Raw genomic sequence first — 19760 nt, 5'->3', positions numbered from 1 at the left:
AAATAACCCTGTGCCTTACTTCACTGCACGTTGCAACAAAATTTCTACTGCTGGTAAGGTTTTACCTTCCAAAAATTCGAGGAAAGCGCCACCGCCTGTCGAGATATAGCCGACTTTATCCGTAATGTTGTACTTGGCAATCGCCGCCAGAGTATCGCCACCGCCAGCAATAGAGAATCCTTTCGAGTCAGCAATCGCCTGCGCCAATACCTTGGTGCCATTGCCGAACTGATCGAATTCAAACACGCCGACCGGGCCGTTCCAAACAATCGTGCCCGCCAGTTTGATTTGTGCTGCCAGCGTTGCTGCGGTAACGGGGCCGATATCGAGAATCATGTCATCGGCTTCGACATCGCTGACTGCTTTGACCGTGGCTACAGCGGTCGGGGAAAATTCTTTGGCGCACACAACATCGGTTGGAATGGGTACGGATGCACCGCGTTTGGCCATCATCTCGATGATGGCTTTTGCCTCATCGACCAGATCTGCTTCCGCAAGGGATTTACCGATCTTCAGGCCAGCTGCGAGCATGAAGGTATTCGCAATGCCGCCGCCGACGATCAGGTTATCAACCTTGTCTGCCAGTGACTTCAAAATAGTGAGTTTGCTGGATACTTTGGAGCCTGCAACGATTGCCACTAGTGGGCGTGCCGGATGGCCAAGCGCTTTACCCAAGGCATCGAGTTCTGCAGATAACAATGGACCGGCGCAAGCGACTTTGGCATATTTGGCGATACCTTGGGTCGTGGCTTCGGCGCGATGGGCGGTGCCAAAGGCATCATTCACGTACACGTCACACAGGGCTGCCATTTTTTGCGCCAGCGCGTCGTCGTTCTTTTTCTCACCTTTGTTGACGCGGCAGTTTTCCAGCAAAACGACCTGGCCTGCAGCAACATCAACGCCATCCAGCCAGTTTTGTTTCAGCTCGACGGACATACCCAGCAACTCTGATAAACGTGCTGCAACGGGTGCCAGACTGTCTTCTGCTTTAAACTCGCCCTCGGTCGGACGTCCTAGATGGGACGTCACCATGACGGCAGCGCCTGCTTTCAATGCTTGCTGAATCGCTGGAACTGAGGCGCGGATACGGGTATCTTCGGTGATATTGCCGTGATCATCCTGCGGCACATTCAAATCTGCACGGATAAATACACGCTTGCCCTGGAGTTGATTGGCGGCGATCAGGTCGCTGAGTCGATTAAATTGCATGGAGGTGGCGAATGAAAGAGGTGGGAGAAAAATCTAAGTCCCGTATTCTACCAAACAGCCGCCCCAGACTACACCGTTTTTAGCAGGTTTTGCGCAAAACAGATGTAAATCTTACAACCCCAGGCGAATGAAGGTGTATACCGCCATCCCGAAAAAAATCGTCAGCAGCATATTCCTCTTAACCAGGAAAAATGCCGTCGCTGCAATGCCAGCGATGAGCTTGGGATTCGTCATGCCAAATACGATATGTCCGTTATTCATGAGCAAATCAGGCATGATAATCGCTGCCAGAGCGCAGGCTGGCGCATAGCGCAAGGCCTCTTGTACTCGTTTTGGCAAATTAATACGATGGCCCACCAGCCAGAATGAGCTGCGTGCGATGAAGGTCGCTACGGCGAGCAATACGATCACCAGCCAGATTTCTCCCTCACTCATGGGTATCTCCTTCACTGTCGATGTCACCGGCCTGCTTCGCGGAGGCATTTTTCCCGTGCGCCTCCAGCCATTCTTCTGCCGCCATTGCGGCTCCCATACCGAGTACAACAGCGACCAGCAAACCAAGCTTGTAAGGAAAATCGACCAATAGCAGCGCGACCGTGCCTGCTACCACGACGCCGACCATTGCGGCTTTATTCATTACCAGAGGCAACATGATGCATAAAATCGCCAGAGTCCCGGCAAATCCCAGCCCCCAGCTCATTGGCACCTGACTTCCGAGCAAAATACCCACCACAGAACCTACCTGCCAGGAGGCCCAGTTAGGGATGATCAGACCTTTAAGATAAGGTAACTTACCTTTTTCATGACCAGAACCGGGAAAGCGCTGAATGAACAATGCGACGGAGATATCACCGGAAAAATAGCCGAGATAAGCACGCGTGCGCCAGGGTAAATGCGCAAAGTGCGGTGCAAGAATCGCTGAAAAAATGACAAAACGCAGATTTACGACTAACGCCGTAGCAAAAATAACCCAGGCTGGCGCATGTGCGGCGATCAACGGCAAGGAGGCCAACTGAGCCGAACCGGCAAATACCATGAAAGTCATACCGAATGCCTGCGGGACACTCAGACCGGCTTTAATCATAGCGACGCCGACAACCAGCCCCCATGCACCGATGCCAAACAGGCTAGGCATGCCTACTTTCAATCCTTCTCGGAAAGCAAGCTGATCGGATTCAAAACTCATGGGAGGCTTTATTTATGCGGAAAAGTCCATTATTTTACCGACTAAACTGATTCATCGCACATGCATCTGGCCCGCAATCCGTTAAAATCATACTATGTAGTGCCATATCAATCGCCACAAAAGTAACACCAGGCACGCGTCCCACAAAAGTTAACCGGAGAAATTCATGTCAGCTACCAGCACAACCAATAATAACGTCGTCGAATTGCAAGCCAACGATTTGCCAGCACATTGCCCCAATCCGGCAATGCCATTGTGGTCATCCCATCCGCGCGTCTATCTGGATCTGTCTCATGGCGGTTCAGCGACCTGCTCCTACTGCGGCACACACTACAAACTGGCACCGGGCGCCGTGATCAAAGGGCATTAAATTTCCATCGGGCACCGGCATTCATCCGTATTAGGCAATACCGAGTTTATATGGGAGTATAGAGACTCAACGTCGAATACACCGCATAAAACAAGCGGAACCAGATCGATGAAACAGGTACTCCCACTCAGTATAATTAACGCACCACCCGCAACATAACCGCATGAACATCTCAGGCCCGTCACCCGGAAGGCATTCATCATGGCAGCAAAAAAGCAGCTCAACGGCAGTGCCGACGAAGTGGAAAGCGCCTTTTATGACGCGATCAGTCGTGCTGATCTTGATGCTTTGATGGCACTGTGGGCCGAGGATGAAGAAATTGTCTGCATTCACCCTGGCTCTACCCGGCAAATCGGCCACGCCGCAATCCGCAGCTCATGGGAAGCCATTTTTGAACGAGGTAGCGTGCACATCCACCCCGTGCAATTGCATGCGACACATAATCTGATGACGGCGGTACACAGTATCATTGAGGAAGTTCAGCGCACCAACGATGGCGCGCAGGAAGTTCATATTCTGGCCACCAATATTTACGTCAAAACGCCGCATGGCTGGCGCATCGCCATGCATCACGCCTCGGTCGCCGCTGGCAAACCACCCATCGATTTATTTAAAGCAAGCGTATTGCACTGATCGTTTTATTTATGCACTACTCAGCCCCCCGCTGGCTGCCCTCCGGCCATCTGCAAACTATTTATCCGGCGCTATATATCCGCAAGCCCGAAGTCGCGTTTCGTCGTGAACGCTGGGATACGCCGGACGGTGATTTCATTGATGTCGATTTTGTCGATGGCGATACCAGCCAGCCCTTCGTGGTGCTATTCCACGGGCTGGAGGGATCCAGTGACAGTCACTATGCACGGGCATTAATGGCATTGCTCAAAGAAAAAGGCTGGTCCGGCGCAGTACCGCATTTTCGTGGCTGCTCGGGTGAGCTGAATCAGGCTCCCCGCTTTTATCATTCTGGCGATGCGCAAGAAATTGCCTGGGTGACGCAAAAACTGCATCAGCAATTTCGGGCGCGTGAAGGCAAGGGCAAATTCTATGCGGCGGGCGTTTCGCTAGGCGGCAATGCCCTGCTGCGCTGGCTAGGCGAATCGCCGCAGCAAGCCAGCATTGTTGATGCGGCATGCGCGATCTCCGCACCACTTGATCTGGCACAAGGCGGCGCCTCGCTGTCGAGCGGTTTCAATATGGTCTATACCAAAATGTTTTTAAAAACACTAAAACCCAAGTGCCTGCAAAAACTGCATCAGTTTCCCGGTTTGTTTAACCGCGATGCCATGTTAAATGCCAAGAATCTCTATGAGTTTGACAACGTCGTCACGGCACCTTTACACGGTTATCTCGATACCGAGGATTACTGGAATCGTGCCAGCGCCAAGCATGTGCTGGAGGATATTCGCGTACCGACTCTGGTGATGAATGCGAAAAACGATCCGTTTTTACCGGGTCAACATTTACCGAGTAAAGCCTCGCGACATGTCACACTGGATTATCCTCAACATGGCGGCCACGTTGGTTTTGCCGTTGGAAGCTTGCCAGGCAGCATTCACTGGCTGCCGCAAAAAATCCTGCATTTTTTTGAGCAGGACAGATAATCTGGCTCTTGCAATGGCAACGGCAACGATGAAAGTACAGCATGGATGAGATCGTCAAAGCGGCAATCGCCAAATGGCCCAACGTACCGCACTGCTACGGCTGGCTGGCACTCGACGCACGTGGCAACTGGCGCATGCGTGATGAACGTGCGCAAGCGCTCAAGCTGCCCGGAGACAAGATTAGCAATCCGGCGTTGTTAGGCTTTATCAACCGCAATTATCAATGTGATGATGCCGGTCGCTGGTATTTTCAGAACGGTCCGCAGCGGGTGTATATCGAGCTGGAGGCGACGCCGTATATCGCCCGTGTGACGCCACAAGGCCTCAGCCTGCAGTCAGGCGAACCACTGACCGATATACGCCATGTTTATCTCAGTAACGACGGCACTTTATTATTTGAAAACGCCAATGGCATCGCGCAACTCGATGACCGCGATATGGCGATTTGTCTTGAATGGATACGTAAGGATAATCAGCCGATCGGCGACGACGCCTTGTTGCACTGGCTGGAACACGCTGAACAAGCGTCGTCTACACCTTTATATCTACAGCTACCGGCTCAGGCAGCCATCCTGATAGAACAGTCGGATGTACTTGGTTTGATGAAAAAACGCGGATTTGTGGCGTCGCCCGCGCTAAGTGCACAGCATCTGGATTTACAAGAAAAATAAGGAAGCTTCAACGACCTCATAGGGAAACTTCTAAAAACCTCCACATGAAAAAATCCTGTCGACATGACTTACGCAAAGATCAAGACCTTTCACCACAGAGACATGGAGAAAAGGCAGGAGTAAGGAGTTCGATGGAATATCGATCAAATATCGACTAAAAGTTTTAGAAGCGCCCGCAAACCAATCCGCAGCATTCATGCGGCTTCCAGCGGCTTTTCACGCCAGAAGGCGCGTCAATATTGCGGATTCGTTTTTCATATCAACAACACTGAGGGAACTTTCTCTTCTTTTTCTTTTCCTCTGCGTCTTTATATCTTTGTGCCTCTTTGGTGAGAGGTCTTGGTTCTTAATAAAGCCTGCAAGCAAATCCAGTCTCTTACTTGCGGTTTTTCTCGTCTTTCATTTCTTCTTTGTGTTTCTCTTTCCACTCCCGCTCTTTCGCATCAATCACCGCCTGATCGTAATACTGCGCATCCGGGGCGCGGCGGGCAATATCAAGTTGCTGCAAAGCCGCTGGCAATGCACTGTTTAAAGCGTAAGCCTCTGCCAGTGCAATGTGCTGCAGTGCCTGCTTGCCTTGCAACTCATACACTTTGCCCAGCTGATTTTGCAGCTTGGGATCTTGGCGATATAACTGCACCTGATCACGCAAAAACCGGGCGGCATCTTCGTGACGATTCGCGGCGACCAGCGCATCCACGTATTGATACACAATGCCGCGAGACAATGGCAACTGCTGCATGGCTTGTTCTGCCAGTTTGACGGCAGCGTCAACTTGTTTGGTCGCCAGCTTGAGATCGATGTCGAGACTAGCAAACATGCTGGTCGTTTTCAGCGCTATTTTTTGTCGTGGAGACGATTCCACCTGTTTGACGACTTTATCGAGCAGCTCTTGCGCCTTCGCATAGTCTTTTTGCTTGTAGGCTAAAAAAGCAAAGCCATACCGTGCCGCCAGCTTGCTATCCTCCTGATCGGTCTTGATCTGAGTATCAAAGAAAGTGGAGGCGTCCATATACCCTTGCGGCGTATCCGTTTGCAGCACGCGCACACGAGCTCTGGCGAGTGAGAATTCAAGGCTGTCGACATACTGCTTATAGCGCTGGTCGATCATACGCGCCTGAATATCGGCCATCCTTTCGCTGGTCAAAGGATGACTGCGCAAATACGCCGGTGCCGTATCATTGTAATTACGCGTCGCAACTTGCAAACGACCAAAGAATGACACCATGCCCGCCGTGTCAAAACCCGCATCCCGCAAGATCTGAAAACCGACGCGATCCGCCTCACGCTCAGCCTCACGACTAAAATTTAATTGCCGCTGAATCGCAACGCCCTGCCCGCCCACAGCCAGCGCCATCGCGGCATCGGGACTGGATCGCGCCGCCAATGCCGCCAGAATCATGGCCGCGATCGGAATCAGCGAATCGACTTTTTGACTACCGATCATGCGCGCAATATGACGTTGTGCGACGTGACCAATCTCATGCCCCATCACCGATGCCAGCTCGGATTCGGATTGTGCCGCCAAAATCAAGCCCGAATGAAAGCCAATAAATCCACCGGGAAACGCAAACGCATTCAAGACCGGATCGCGCACAGCAAAAAATTCAAAGTCATACATCGCCTCGCCCCGCGCATCAGGACGCGTTTCTAACATCCGGTTACCCAAACGATTCAAATACTCCGACAAAGGTGCATCATCCATATAATCCGGATCACGCCGGACACTTTGCATGATCTGCTCACCAAGCTTACGCTCCATCAAGGGAGACAAATCCTGACGTTCAGTGTCACCTAAAGTGGGTAAATTTTGCGCCAGAGTAGAAGAAGGCGCGATGGAAGCAGAAAAAAAACAAGTCGCCGTCAGAACCGCAAGTCGCATGATTTTCATTGGTGAGGATGGGAGTTTCAGTTTCACAATGCTATGATACTTCGCTATTCAATTTGTTCCTGGATTGTTTTCAAAAATATCATACGTCACGCCGATTCGCGCTGATATTTTTTATCGACTACCGTTACTAAGGTTTTTAATTTTCTCGCTATGACAAACGATCACGCAACAACCTTGACCCATTTTGATGCCACTGGTCAGGCACATATGGTCGATGTCGCAGAAAAAAAGGACAGTCATCGCATTGCCATCGCCAGCGGCACTATCCGCATGAAAGCAGATACGCTAGCAATCATCACGCAGGGAACAGCAAAAAAAGGCGACGTACTGGGGATCGCACGCATTGCCGCAATCATGGCAGCCAAACGCACCAGTGATCTGATACCGCTATGCCATCCGCTCGCCTTGACGCGAGTTGCCGTCGATTTTAGTATCGACGCCGACAAGCACCGTATCAGCTGCACAGCCCAAGTAGAAACAGTAGGAAAAACAGGCGTAGAAATGGAAGCACTGACAGCCGTGCAAGTCGGCCTGCTCACCATCTATGACATGTGCAAAGCGGTCGACCGAGGCATGGTCATGACCGATATCCGCGTGATGGAAAAGCATGGCGGCAAATCGGGTGACTGGGTCAGCATGATCGATGCATAAATCACGTAGAAATCACACCGACGTCACATCGATCATAAGCAACTCAAATAAAACCGCTGAGCATCTGGTCTAGGCAAACTAGATAACTAAGGCGCATCACGAGGCGGCATGGTCTTAAAAACTGCGGCATAGCGATCATCTAAGGATGCCTGTACTTTCCAATAGTCGAAATACTCAGGATAGACAATCGGATGCAAACGCTGCAGAGTCAGCATCATCCGTTTTGCTTTCTCAGGTTGACCATTAAGCACATAAATTTCAGCCATTTTGCTCAGCACATGAACATAACCAAAACGATGACTCATCCGTTCGGCAAACGCAATTTCCTCACCTGACATGCCTTCGCGAGCGACCAGTTTGCTAAATTTAAAATAATCAAAAAACTGCGGAAATAAGGTGAATGTAGGCTTTTCCAACACCTGTTTCTGTATCACATAACCCGATTGCTCCCAGCGCAAAGCTCTGAAACCCGCAGTGACTCGTTGATAATCAAACGTAATAAGTATCAGCGCGAGACAAGCCACCATAAATATGGATACGATCACCCACGGATTGACCCTGACGCCCTCAGATGGCCAGCGTAACTGATGCATCATGCCCATCAAAATTCCGACCGGAATCAGTACAAATGCATACCAGAGTGGAAACTCCACCATGCTATGAATGAATACTGCGACAAAAAATAAATTAGCGAAGCGAGAATTAACCGTCGCACGCGGCAGGATGCACGCCCTTAAAAACCACCAGCCCAAAACAGAAAAAATGACAATAGTAGCGGGAAAGCCCAGCTCAGCCAAAAAATTCAAAATCAAATTATGCGAATGCTCAGCATACGTTGAGGAGCCAAAATCAGCAGCAATATTCACCTGCTCCGCACCAAAACCAAACCAGCCAACACCCAGCCACGGATGCTGCAAAGCCATATGCCAGGCCTGCTGCATCAAAACCAATCGCTCCGAACGACCTCCAACGTGATCTGCGACTGAGCCGCTGGCGAAGCCGATTAGTTCGCCTAATACAGGCAAGCTAACAACAAATCCTACATACAATATTCCCAGAGCGACGATCAGCCAGCGGCTAACCGTTCTGCCCTTCTCAATACGAAAAATAGAAATCAAGATAAAGACAGGCACAATCAACCAACCAATCCTGGACTGTGTTAACGCAAGTCCCCATAGCATTGCTATTACAAGCGAGACGACAAATGCTTTACGGATCAAAAAACGTTGGTATAGCCACCAAATTGACGCAAGCCCAAAGCAAAATAACAAAGCCAATTGGTTAGGCTGCGCAACGTTCGCATAGGGACGCATGAATGGCTGTGCTGAGGGCGCTATGTACATTATCAACGGGCTAGCATCAAATCCGATGGCCTGGATTACTTGCATAATCACTGAAAGTAAAGCTGCTAACAAATGCGCAATTGCTAACGCACAGCAAATCGACTCAGCGCCTGATTCTGGATAAGCGTAACTGGCGCCAACGACTAATGCCAATCCGAAAAAGAGGAAATAGAGTGATGGAAGCAATAAGTCACTTTGTATCAAAACAATATCAAAGAACATTTGCAAAAATATTGCCCCAATTCCAAACACAGGAATGATTACTACTTGCGGAGTAATTAAACGTGGCGACTGAAATATTGCTAAGTAGCTAGAAATTATAAATAGTGCGAAGACGGTTAATATGTCGTGGTAATAAGTTCGATAAGGATGAATGTGATGAGGATGGACATATGACATAGTTAAAAATATAGTAAAAATCAATAGTCCATATTCATTTTTTTTCAATGAAAACATTTACAAAGCTTCTCAAAATTTTTCAACTACAAATTTACATAACAAATAGCTAAATTGTCTAATTTCGCTAAAATTGCTCTTAGTTAGCGGTAATTAATTCCGTTTAAAAAAAACTGCTTATAGGCAAATAACCCACTAGTTTTGCAGTTTTTGAATCTAATAGAACAGTCCAATTTGCTGTTTTTGATGCTATAGGCAGAAATAACAAATCATCGCTAGTGATTTCCGTTTTCTTAATAGCTGCATCAATAATTTTTTGTTCTTTAGGGTAATGCAAATAAAGTACTTTTACCGGCCTCGCTTTACTCAGGACTTGTGGCACTGACTCAGAATACGATTGCCAATAACTAGGACGAGTTCCAATGTCATTTCCGGCCAGAGCTTTAGTAATTGCATCTATCTTTTCCTCTCCAGTTATACTCGTTCTAGTTCCTAAAACAATCGGACCACCTAGTATTGAGCTTTTGAACCGGGCATGTGCCTGTGAGAGCTCGCTATCTGCGATATCAACATCCGTAATAACCCTAAAAAATACTCTCTCAAAAACTACAGCAACAGGTCTTGCTAAGTAAATACTGTGAACTCCATAAAATAATCCGCATAATTGGAGTACTACAATGAAACCAAGATCTCTGATTAACTCTGCCCTTTTTTTGCCTTGATCAAAGATAACAAATGTCAGCAAAGGCCCCAATACTAGGTCAACGCTAATCAATAAAATGAGCAAGGAAATTCCACCGGACATTTCGCTAAACGGCCACGGATACCAAACAAACAAAATTAAAATCGCCACAAATCCAGCCACAAATCCAGACAGCAATAAATGAAGCATTGCGGCCTTCAATCGGAACAAAAGTGTATTAATCGACATTTTTATAACCTTTAATTTTGAGTAAACTATTACCCCAAAATGTACTAATTTACGAATAAGACGAATACCGATAAATATTCTTAGTATAAGGATATGACTATAAGAAATAAAGCCCGCTATCGCGGGCCATATTGATTAAAAGTGCTGCTGCCATTAATTACGGCATTCGGCAGGAACATATTTATAAATCGCGGTAACTGCACCAGCTGCACATGCCCAGTTAACAGTTCTTGCACCAAGTGACGGTGTCAAAGTCATCGTTACAGTACCAGCCTTTGCAGTTGATATACCGGTAATTACACCGGTAGCATCTGTACATTTTACAGATGTGGTATTCACTGTTGCAGTAACCATGTCATCAATCCCCTTACAGCTACCTGCGGCTATGATATTTGCACTAGAGATATTCTCTGTGACGGTTGCTTTAAATCCTGACATAAGGTTAGTTGTCTCGGCAATACGGCTACGAATTGTATAGTCTTGGTATGCTGGTAAGGCAACTGCTGCCAAAATACCAATAATTGCTACGACAATCATCAATTCAATCAAAGTAAAACCAGTTTGATTATGCCGGCTCATTTTTGCTGTTTTCATTTTCAAACTCCCTGGCTGCAAATATATTATTTAAATAACTCTATGTAAAACATCAGCAAACAACGTGCCAGAGCCGTTAATTTCTATTAAGAATAAACAGATGGGCATAGCGTTTTATGAAACGAACCAGCATTCAATTTTCTATGAGATGAATAAACTATTTTGCCAAGATCTAGAATCAAATTTCCTCAAGAGTCTGCATCGCTTATCTGATCACCTTTAGTTACACATCTTTCAAATTGCATTTGATGAAACTAGAGCATCAGAAGTCCTTCTTTTGCGGACGGCAATCTTATAACTATTTAGATTTTGCTAGTTTTGGATCGTTTGAGTATTCACTAATTACTTTTAATTTACAGTAAGCACAAAAAATAAAGCCCGCGGTTGCGGGCTTTATTGAGCAAAGAGCTTACAACTATTAGTTACGGCACTCAGCAGGAACATATTTATAAATCGCAGTAACTGCACCAGCTGCGCATGCCCAGTTAACAGTACCTACACCAACTGTTGGCGTCAGCGTCATCGTTACAGTACCTGCTTTTGCAGTTGATATACCAGTAATGACACCAGTAGCATCGGTACACTTAACAGATGTAGTATTAGTTGTAGCTGTCACCATATCTGTAACACCTTTGCAACTACCAACGGCGATAGCATTAGCATTAGCAATGTTTTCTGTTACTGTCGCTTTGAAACCAGCCATCAAGTTTGTTGTCTCAGCAACACGACCACGGATTGTGTAATCCTGGTACGCAGGCAAAGCAACTGCAGCCAAAATACCGATAATCGCTACGACAATCATCAATTCAATCAAAGTAAAACCGGCTTGTGCACGTTGCATCATTTTTGTGGATTTCATTTTAAAACTCCTTGGTTGCAATAAATATTTCGGATGAACTACGCAGCAGTATGAGCAAACACCATGCCACATTGATTCTCTTATTTTCTTACCTAGAAAATGACAAAAAAAAGCTGTTAACTGATGCCTAGACTGACAAATTTTGTCCTATTTTTATTGATCTCAAAAATATGTCAGTTTTTAATTATTCAGATATAAATAATAATTTAGTGCCAGACAAATCAATAACATCACCGCTTGTAAGCAGCAAAGGTTTGATGTTGATACTCTGTTCATTTAGCAGAGGATGAGAGTCCCCGTCAACATGAGCAATATAATATGTCCCCTCTTGCTGAGTAATTGCAATAACTTGAATAGCTGGATTACCAATTGTTGTAACTGGCTTACTCAATATCATTTCTCGTCCAAAATTTGAACCATTTTGAACCTTTATCCGAGCATATTTAGGTTCATTTTTGATAGGCGTTAACTTATCAGATAAAAAAGCAGAGCCATTGTGTTCAGACTCAGCCTGAAATCGCAGCTTATATTTACCAACATCAATCACATCATCATGCTGCAACAAGTGTTTTTTGATGGGCTGCCCATTAACCATGGTGCCGTTGGTGCTGCCCAGATCGAGTACGAATGATCCTGTTGATGTGGTGTCGATTACCGCGTGCTGACCGCTGATAGTTAAATGATCAATAGGAATATCGTTCGTAGGGCGTCGTCCGATTGTCAGCCGGGGTTTGAGGATACTGATTTCTTTTTGAACCAGACCATTGAAAGTGACGACGATTTTCGCCATAGTGCTCTCTTTTAAAAAAACCTGACCACGGTGATTGATCTATTTTGACAGGATGTAATTCTTTAGTGATTGTGATCCTAGTTTCGAAATTCTCATCAAAATCACTGAAATATTATCGCGACCGCCCTGGTCATTTGCGCTATCAATTAGGACTTGGCAGCATAGTTTTAAATTATCGGCATGCAGCCTCATCAGATGGAGAATTTGATCATGATTGAGCATATCGGTCAATCCATCAGAGCATAGCAGGTAAATGTCGCCCTCCTCCATTGGATGCTCGTGAATTTCCACTTCTACCTCGTCTTGTGCGCCAACTGCTCTGGTGATGAGATTTTTGATCGGTGAAAACTGGGCGTTCTCTTCGCTGATTAATCCGGCATCAATTTGCGCTTGCAATACGGAATGATCATGAGTGATCTGTCGTAACTTGTCAGATCTATATTGATAGACCCGGGAATCACCGACATGCGCAACCAATAATTTATCGTAATGGCAAAATGCAACGACAACCGTGGTTCCCATGCCGATGAGCTCAGCGCTCTCCTGTGCTGCACCCCAAACCTGATTATTGGCTAAATCAATAGCATCTTTAATCCATCGCATAGCGATCGATGTTTTATGTCCAAACAGAGAGGAAAATGTCGAAGATTTTTTACGAAGTAGCTGTTGCCTAATACTGTCAACAGTCATTTTACTAGCGACTTCACCAGCATTGTAGCCACCCATGCCATCAGCCAGTATTGCGAAATCCGCTTCTGCACATATTTCTATGGCATCTTCATTGTGCGCACGTACCAGTCCGGTATCTGAGAGACCTGCAAACTCTAATACGCGTTGAAATGACATGGATATAGAAGTAGTTAAGTTCAGGCTATGCGTTAAAGGTCATTGGCATTTATGAAAACTGAAAATGCAGTCAGTAAGCCCATGTAGCTAAGCTTAACACCAACCAGAGGAATTGTTGCGTAAAGATAAGTAATTTCCAACATTACCCATACCATCAACTGCTATCGGAGCTTAATCGCAGTCTGTTCTTTGATGTTTATATAAAAACTGTCGTGACAAAGCTGCATCCCTCTTGCATGATCACATCGCAAAAAAATTCAAGGATCAGATGCAACTTTATCGACCTGCTTATAGAGTATTGCGATCAACTACTAGTTCCATCAATCAGCACTTACCTAGTTATACATATCTATCGATCATGTTGTCATAAAAAAAGGGGAGCAAAGCTCCCCTTTTTTAGACTTGAAAAAATTACAGCATGGCTTTCAGCAAACGCGCCATTTCTGACGGATTTTTAGTGGCCTTGATGCCGCATTCTTCCATGATGTCGAGCTTGGCTTGTGCCGTGTCAGCACCGCCAGAGATCAGCGCGCCAGCATGGCCCATGCGCTTGCCCGGAGGCGCAGTCACACCAGCGATGAAGCCGACAACTGGCTTCTTCATGTTGTCACGTACCCAGTAAGAAGCATTCGCTTCATCAGGACCACCGATTTCACCGATCATGATGACGGCGTCAGTATCTGGATCATCATTGAACATCTTCATGATGTCGATGTGTTTCAGACCATTGATAGGATCACCACCAATACCAACAGCAGAAGACTGACCCAGACCCAGTGCAGTCAATTGACCTACTGCTTCATAAGTCAGTGTACCGGAACGGGAAACCACGCCGATACGACCTTTACGGTGGATATGGCCTGGCATGATGCCGATCTTGATTTCGTCTGGCGTGATCAGACCTGGGCAGTTAGGGCCGAGCAATTTTGTTTTGCTGCCGGACTTAGCCATGCGATCTTTCAACATCATCATGTCACGCACAGGGATGCCTTCAGTGATGCAAATTGCCAGGTCCAGGTCAGCTTCTACGGCTTCCCAGATGGCAGCAGCTGCGCCTGCTGGTGGAACGTAGATCACGGAAACTGTCGCACCAGTAGCCGCTTTAGCTTCAGATACGTTAGCAAAAATTGGAATGCCTTCGAAATCTTCGCCAGCTTTTTTCGGGTTCACGCCAGCGACGAAACAGTTTTTACCGTTTGCATAATCGCGGCACATGCGGGTATGGAACTGGCCAGTTTTGCCAGTGATACCCTGGGTGATGACTTTAGTGTCTTTATTAATCAGGATGGACATAGTGATTCCTTGCGATAATTAAGCGTGAGCTGCAGCAGCGGCAACAACCTTCTGTGCTGCTTCTTCCATCGTGTCAGCCGCGATGATAGGCAGGCCAGAGTCAGCCAGCATCTTCTTGCCGATGTCTTCGTTAGTACCCTTCATACGCACAACCAGTGGTACTTGCAGGGAAACTGCCTTGGATGCAGTGATCACGCCTTCAGCGATCACGTCACAACGCATGATGCCGCCGAAAATGTTGACAAGGATGGCTTTCAGGCCTGGGTTTTTCAACATGATCTTGAAGGCTTCCGTTACTTTTTCTGCTGTCGCACCACCACCTACGTCGAGGAAGTTGGCTGGTTCGCCGCCGAACAATTTGATGGTATCCATCGTTGCCATGGCCAGCCCAGCACCGTTTACCAGACAGCCGATATTGCCGTCGAGGGAGATGTAAGCCAAGTCAAATTTGGACGCTTCGATTTCAGCCGGATCTTCTTCATCCAGATCGCGGTAAGCCACGATTTCTGGTTGACGGAACAAGGCATTCGCGTCGAAGTTGAATTTTGCATCCAGGGCGATCACCTTGCCAGAGCCTGTCAGGATCAAAGGATTGATCTCTGCCAGGGAGCAGTCAGTTTCCATGAAGGCTTTGTACAAACCTTGCAACTGTACGCGTGCATCAGCGATAGAGCCTTCAGGCACGCCGATTTTACGAGAGATGTCGTCAGCTTCCGCATCTTGCAGACCATTGGTCGGGTCGATCGCTATGGAGTGCAACAGTTCTGGATGTGATTCTGCTACTTCTTCAATATCCATACCGCCTTCGCTGGAAGCCATCAAGACCACGCGCTGGCTGATACGGTCAGTGACCATACTGACATACAGTTCTTTTTTGATATCGGCGCCTTCTTCGATCAACAGGCGACGAACTTTTTGACCCTCAGGACCAGTCTGATGCGTGACCAGTTGCATGCCCAGAATCGCATCTGCGTATTCGCGTACTTGCTCCAGAGATTTAGCAACTTTAACGCCGCCACCTTTACCGCGACCACCTGCGTGGATTTGCGCTTTTACGACCCAAACCGGGCCACCCAAAGTTTCAGCCGCTTTTACTGCTTCATCAACGGTTAAACATGGGATACCGCGCGGTACAGTTACTCCAAATTTGCGGAGAATTTCTTTACCCTGATACTCATGGATTTTCATACGACTTCCCTTCAGACACTGAGGTATTAGTTAATAAGTAAAACAACAAAAACGAACTAGCTGGATGATTTTGCGTCAGACGGCAAACTAAAAGCTGTCGACCAACGCGGGTAATACTGCGCAACCGCTGGCCCATCCAGGCGCAGCGCATGGCAACGATTAAGTTGAAACGGTTGTTGTGTTTGCTCTGACGCACTGGCGCTATCTCTAGTATCAATCACATCGCCTGCAAATGCCTGCACTGCTGCCGTCGGCAGAATTTGTGCCAGCTCTGTAATGTGAGTACATCCATGAATGCCGGACAATCGCTCTTTGACGCCCTGGCGAAATTGTCGAAACAAATTGAGTCCGATCAATTTCCTGTAATCAGGACTAATGGTGTTGCAAAACCCAGGATAAGGAACAGCATCTGAAACAGCCACGGCATCAACAATCGTTAAATTAGTATCGATAGTGATGCGCAAACTAAGATCGTGCAGCGCGGTGCCAACAGGGCGAATGCCTGAAGCAAGTTTGATGTCACGAGTTTTGGTATCGGTGATGTGGGCGTCGAGATCCCACAATCCGTCGTCACGAGCGAACGCGTTGATCTGGATTGAGCGCGTATGCTTCAGCGCACGTCCGATAGTTGTTGATGGTAAGGGCATAATGCCTGCTGGCGGCTATTTCAGAATAAAGAGCCACAATTGCGTGTCGTTACCGCAGCTTCTACGATAACAGCCGCTCCTGCGGCCCTGCAAAAAACCACAGAAGTGTAGCACAAGTGCTCAAGCAATCTTCATTTAGCGAGGTATTTACTCTCCAAATTCAAGAATTATTTGTATCATCAAGCTACATATCTATGGCTAATTTGATCATATTTTCGACATGTTTTTACTTAGCTCAGCTCTTCGCTATCCCAGTCATCCTCTCTGGGCGCTCTCATCGCGAATTGAATTGCCTTTTGTGAAAATCCGCGTTGTTGCAAAAACCGAGCTTGCTTCGCCCTCTCTATATGATCCGTAGCTTTACACGGAAATTTTCTGTGCAATACTTCTATCGCCCGACCGGACTCCGTAAGGCTTATCTCAGCTTTGATACGAGATATTTCCTGATCATCCATCTGATGGCTTTGTAACTCAGCCAAAATACGCTGATTACCAAAGCGAGCAATCCGCCGGTTCACCAAAGAATCGGAGAAGCGTTCAGCAGACAAATACTTAGCCGCCTCTAACACATCTAATAAAGCTGACACATCATCCCCATCTTGGGCATAACGCTGCAGCTTACGCGCCAGCTCGATACGGCTATGTTCGCGCATAGACAAGTACCGGAGAGCGCGTGCTTTTAAGCTGATTTGTGGTCTAGGCATAAAGTCATAAGCTCAATAAAAAACGCCGGCACATTCTTTAAGAGTGGATCCGGCGTTTAATGGAGATATCACAAAGTGTGGATGAAATTAGCCGCGCATGACGAACAACACCGTCGAACCCAACTAAATATTGCGTCTCACTTACTCGGCGACAGGTGGCAATAAAGGCACATTCAAATGCGCACGAACTTTATTTTCAATTTCGCGTGACAACTCTGGGCGCTCTTTCAAATATGTCCGGGCATTGTCTTTACCCTGACCAATACGCTCGCCGTTATAGCTATACCAGGCACCCGCCTTCTCAATGATCTTGGCTTCTGCGGCCAAATCCAGGATCTCGCCTTCACGTGAGGTTCCTTCGCCATACATGATGTCGAAATGCGCCTCTCTGAATGGCGGCGCCACCTTGTTTTTCACCACTTTCACTTTTGTTTCGTTACCGATGACTTCATCGCCCGACTTGATTGAGCCGGTACGACGAATATCCAAGCGAACCGATGCATAAAATTTCAGTGCGTTACCACCAGTAGTCGTCTCAGGGCTACCAAACATCACACCGATCTTCATACGGATCTGGTTAATAAAAATAACCAAAGTATTGGTGCGCTTAATGCTACCAGTCAATTTACGCAGAGCCTGCGACATCAGACGTGCCTGCAAACCAGGAAGCGAGTCACCCATATCGCCTTCAATCTCAGCGCGTGGCGTCAATGCCGCGACAGAGTCGATAACGACAAGATCGACGCTGCCGGAACGAACCAGGGCATCCGTAATTTCCAAAGCCTGTTCACCTGTATCAGGCTGAGAAATCAACAGTTCAGACAAATTCACACCCAGCTTTTGTGCATAACCCACGTCAAGCGCATGTTCTGCATCAATGAACGCACAGGTACCACCTAATTTCTGCATCTCAGCAATAGCTTGCAGCGTCAGAGTTGTCTTGCCTGAGGATTCAGGTCCGTAGATTTCAACAACACGACCACGTGGCAAACCACCGACACCGAGAGCAACGTCCAGACCCAAAGACCCTGTCGATACAACCTGAACCTCTTCTACGACCTCGCCATCGGCCATCCGCATAACGGAGCCTTTACCAAATTGCTTTTCAATCTGCGCCAGAGCGGCAGCCAATGCTTTGCTTTTGTCAGAGCTGGAATCGGATTTTTTGTCGTCCATGATTTCTTTCGGAAATAGTGCGCTTGGTTATTGTTACGCTTAATTGTCGGTTACCTAATTTTACTAACTGAGAACAGTCAAATTCTCGTTTTTATTTAATCTGACTATACTGTATAAAAAATCAGTGATTTATGCAAGCATGTTTTTTAAATTCTTCAAACCAACATAGTAACCATGATCCGTGCGAGTTGCCTCCATATTGCATAGTTTCAGTTTTTATTTAACTTTGAATTTTATTCAGCTAAGTCTGAACTTTGGAGTTGTGTTTGTACATTGCATTCAGTTTTTGGAGACAACACGGCCTGCGAAACGGTGCAGACGTTTTCAACGACCCGGACTTGAACTCTTGTTTGAGTTAGTGTCGAGCACCACGTTCGCACTCACAACAATCCCAATTGCAGTTAACCCTAAACTACCAATCTGTTGGCCAAAATTCGATGATCACCAGGCATCTAATTTGGAGTGGAATTGATTGGTTCGACATCAATGGCTACTTGGGGAAAGTCTAGTTTCTTTAGTTGCTCCCCCTTACAACTTGGAGTAAATACTTTGACGGAGTTTTTTGTTGGAACCGTAGTATCAACCTAAATCCATTCAACAAGTGCCGGAGGAACACCAGCTAATCGATTGACACGCCAATATTTTTCCCAATGTTGAAACCGTTCGGCAAAACAGTTTTTTCGTTACTACAGTGATCAGATAATACTTTTCGAACTTGATCGATCCCCAGCTCGGGGAGGGGGCTTACTATACGTCCGAGCATGTTGGTAGAATTAAATTGCATCATATTAAGAGCCATATTCGAAGAAAATTTCTACGCGGCTGCGTCCTTAACTTCCACGATCGGAAGATAGGCAACAAGTTGCAAAGGGAATGCCAACGCTTGTGGCCGGGGTTTTCCTTCTTGCATAATGATGGGTCGATGTCTGCAATTACATCTGCTTGCTCATCAATCCCAAGGGCATCGGTTTTTTGCTGTAATAGATCCCCTTTGACCAACCGGCATAAGGAGTAATGGCTTCATCGTAATGTACGGATCTAGCGCCACCATTCCAACTATCTCGACCAATAAAACAGCCCCACCAACGGCACCTTTGCTAACAGCATTGCAGAAAACTGTGGTCGTACCACTTGAAAGGAATGCCGCTTGCCCAAATATCCAATAATCTGCCGAACGCGTTGTGATTACAGGTACTACGAGGACTGAACGCCGTTTCATTTCAACGCTGGAATCCGCTGTGCCAAGATAAATTGCCATCAGCTTTACGTCCTCAATTACGCTAGCCATCGCTGCCTCATCTGACATATCAAAGCCAAATCGAATTGCGAGCTTTTGCAATTCCTTGGCAAGCACTTGGTGGTTTAATATGCTCATCGGCACAAAGACGACATTCGGACTGCGCATCAAACGCAG

The 19760-nt window shown here is 47.0% G+C and carries 21 protein-coding genes; 5 read left to right on the top strand and 16 right to left on the bottom strand.

Translation table 11 applies throughout. The annotated features are described in order from the left end of the window. Positions 1–15 precede the first annotated feature (15 nt). The 3 genes from ACO0K3_RS13320 to ACO0K3_RS13310 all read right to left on the bottom strand — a co-directional run bounded on the left by ACO0K3_RS13320 (position 16) and on the right by ACO0K3_RS13310 (position 2395). On the bottom strand, positions 16–1209 hold the full coding sequence (locus ACO0K3_RS13320; RefSeq protein WP_422985322.1) for a phosphoglycerate kinase: 1194 nt from the start codon (positions 1207–1209) through the stop codon (positions 16–18). A 111-nt stretch (positions 1210–1320) separates the two neighbouring features. After that, positions 1321–1644 carry an AzlD domain-containing protein gene (locus ACO0K3_RS13315; protein WP_422985320.1) on the bottom strand — a complete coding sequence of 108 codons (324 nt, stop codon included), beginning with the start codon at positions 1642–1644 and terminating at the stop codon, positions 1321–1323. Next, the gene (locus ACO0K3_RS13310; protein ID WP_422985318.1) at positions 1637–2395 is read right to left on the bottom strand and encodes an AzlC family ABC transporter permease; all 759 of its coding nucleotides are present in this window, start codon (positions 2393–2395) and stop codon (positions 1637–1639) included. The genes ACO0K3_RS13315 and ACO0K3_RS13310 overlap by 8 nt, the downstream gene beginning before the upstream one ends. A 166-nt stretch (positions 2396–2561) precedes the next feature. On the opposite strand from ACO0K3_RS13310, the gene ACO0K3_RS13305 reads away from it, so the two are divergent. The 4 genes from ACO0K3_RS13305 (at position 2562) to ACO0K3_RS13290 (ending at position 5037) form a co-directional block, all read left to right on the top strand. Continuing rightward, positions 2562–2765, top strand: a complete 204-nt coding sequence (locus ACO0K3_RS13305; protein WP_422985316.1) for a zinc-finger domain-containing protein — start codon at positions 2562–2564, stop codon at positions 2763–2765. A gap of 201 nt (positions 2766–2966) precedes the next feature. Next, complete coding sequence (locus ACO0K3_RS13300; RefSeq protein WP_422961635.1) at positions 2967–3398, top strand: YybH family protein; 432 nt, start codon at positions 2967–2969, stop codon at positions 3396–3398. Between the two features lie 11 nt (positions 3399–3409). After that, positions 3410–4366 carry a YheT family hydrolase gene (locus ACO0K3_RS13295; RefSeq protein ID WP_422985314.1) on the top strand — a complete coding sequence of 319 codons (957 nt, stop codon included), beginning with the start codon at positions 3410–3412 and terminating at the stop codon, positions 4364–4366. Between the two features lie 41 nt (positions 4367–4407). Continuing rightward, positions 4408–5037 (top strand): DUF2946 family protein, encoded by a 630-nt coding sequence (locus ACO0K3_RS13290; RefSeq protein ID WP_422985312.1) that lies wholly within the window; start codon positions 4408–4410, stop codon positions 5035–5037. Positions 5038–5413: 376 nt separating this feature from the next. Here ACO0K3_RS13290 and ACO0K3_RS13285 read toward each other — a convergent pair whose 3' ends face one another. Next, the gene (locus ACO0K3_RS13285) at positions 5414–6919 is read right to left on the bottom strand and encodes a M48 family metalloprotease (protein WP_422985310.1); all 1506 of its coding nucleotides are present in this window, start codon (positions 6917–6919) and stop codon (positions 5414–5416) included. 159 nt (positions 6920–7078) lie between these two features. On the opposite strand from ACO0K3_RS13285, the gene moaC reads away from it, so the two are divergent. After that, positions 7079–7579, top strand: a complete 501-nt coding sequence (gene moaC / locus ACO0K3_RS13280) for a cyclic pyranopterin monophosphate synthase MoaC (protein ID WP_422985308.1) — start codon at positions 7079–7081, stop codon at positions 7577–7579. 86 nt (positions 7580–7665) lie between these two features. Here the strand turns inward: moaC and ACO0K3_RS13275 are convergent, their stop codons facing one another. The 12 genes from ACO0K3_RS13275 to ACO0K3_RS13220 all read right to left on the bottom strand — a co-directional run bounded on the left by ACO0K3_RS13275 (position 7666) and on the right by ACO0K3_RS13220 (position 19751). Further along, on the bottom strand, positions 7666–9378 hold the full coding sequence (locus ACO0K3_RS13275) for a Wzy polymerase domain-containing protein (protein ID WP_422985306.1): 1713 nt from the start codon (positions 9376–9378) through the stop codon (positions 7666–7668). Positions 9379–9481: 103 nt separating this feature from the next. Beyond that, positions 9482–10249, bottom strand: coding sequence for a TfpX/TfpZ family type IV pilin accessory protein (gene tfpZ, locus ACO0K3_RS13270; protein ID WP_422985304.1), 768 nt, complete (start codon positions 10247–10249; stop codon positions 9482–9484). 153 nt (positions 10250–10402) lie between these two features. After that, positions 10403–10843 carry a pilin gene (locus tag ACO0K3_RS13265; protein WP_422985302.1) on the bottom strand — a complete coding sequence of 147 codons (441 nt, stop codon included), beginning with the start codon at positions 10841–10843 and terminating at the stop codon, positions 10403–10405. Between the two features lie 418 nt (positions 10844–11261). Further along, on the bottom strand, positions 11262–11702 hold the full coding sequence (locus ACO0K3_RS13260; protein ID WP_422985300.1) for a pilin: 441 nt from the start codon (positions 11700–11702) through the stop codon (positions 11262–11264). A gap of 184 nt (positions 11703–11886) precedes the next feature. Then, on the bottom strand, positions 11887–12492 hold the full coding sequence (locus tag ACO0K3_RS13255; RefSeq protein WP_422985298.1) for an FHA domain-containing protein: 606 nt from the start codon (positions 12490–12492) through the stop codon (positions 11887–11889). 39 nt (positions 12493–12531) lie between these two features. Further along, on the bottom strand, positions 12532–13338 hold the full coding sequence (locus tag ACO0K3_RS13250; protein WP_422985295.1) for a Stp1/IreP family PP2C-type Ser/Thr phosphatase: 807 nt from the start codon (positions 13336–13338) through the stop codon (positions 12532–12534). Positions 13339–13749: 411 nt separating this feature from the next. Next, positions 13750–14631 (bottom strand): succinate--CoA ligase subunit alpha, encoded by an 882-nt coding sequence (sucD, locus tag ACO0K3_RS13245; RefSeq protein ID WP_186947208.1) that lies wholly within the window; start codon positions 14629–14631, stop codon positions 13750–13752. Positions 14632–14649: 18 nt separating this feature from the next. Then, positions 14650–15834, bottom strand: coding sequence for an ADP-forming succinate--CoA ligase subunit beta (gene sucC, locus ACO0K3_RS13240; RefSeq protein WP_422985531.1), 1185 nt, complete (start codon positions 15832–15834; stop codon positions 14650–14652). Between the two features lie 41 nt (positions 15835–15875). Next, positions 15876–16466, bottom strand: a complete 591-nt coding sequence (locus ACO0K3_RS13235) for a DUF2889 domain-containing protein (protein ID WP_422985293.1) — start codon at positions 16464–16466, stop codon at positions 15876–15878. 230 nt (positions 16467–16696) lie between these two features. Further along, the gene (gene recX, locus ACO0K3_RS13230) at positions 16697–17170 is read right to left on the bottom strand and encodes a recombination regulator RecX (RefSeq protein ID WP_422985291.1); all 474 of its coding nucleotides are present in this window, start codon (positions 17168–17170) and stop codon (positions 16697–16699) included. A 141-nt stretch (positions 17171–17311) separates the two neighbouring features. Beyond that, on the bottom strand, positions 17312–18346 hold the full coding sequence (gene recA, locus ACO0K3_RS13225; protein WP_422961648.1) for a recombinase RecA: 1035 nt from the start codon (positions 18344–18346) through the stop codon (positions 17312–17314). A 949-nt stretch (positions 18347–19295) separates the two neighbouring features. Then, positions 19296–19751 (bottom strand): hypothetical protein, encoded by a 456-nt coding sequence (locus ACO0K3_RS13220; protein WP_422985289.1) that lies wholly within the window; start codon positions 19749–19751, stop codon positions 19296–19298. Between the last annotated feature and the right edge of the window lie 9 nt (positions 19752–19760).

Origin of the sequence: Undibacterium sp. Rencai35W, assembly GCF_049340185.1 — a bacterium.
In the GTDB taxonomy this organism is placed as follows: Bacteria; Pseudomonadota; Gammaproteobacteria; order Burkholderiales; family Burkholderiaceae_D; genus Undibacterium.
Note: the sequence above shows the minus strand (reverse complement) of the source record. Positions and strands in the feature narration are given on the sequence as shown.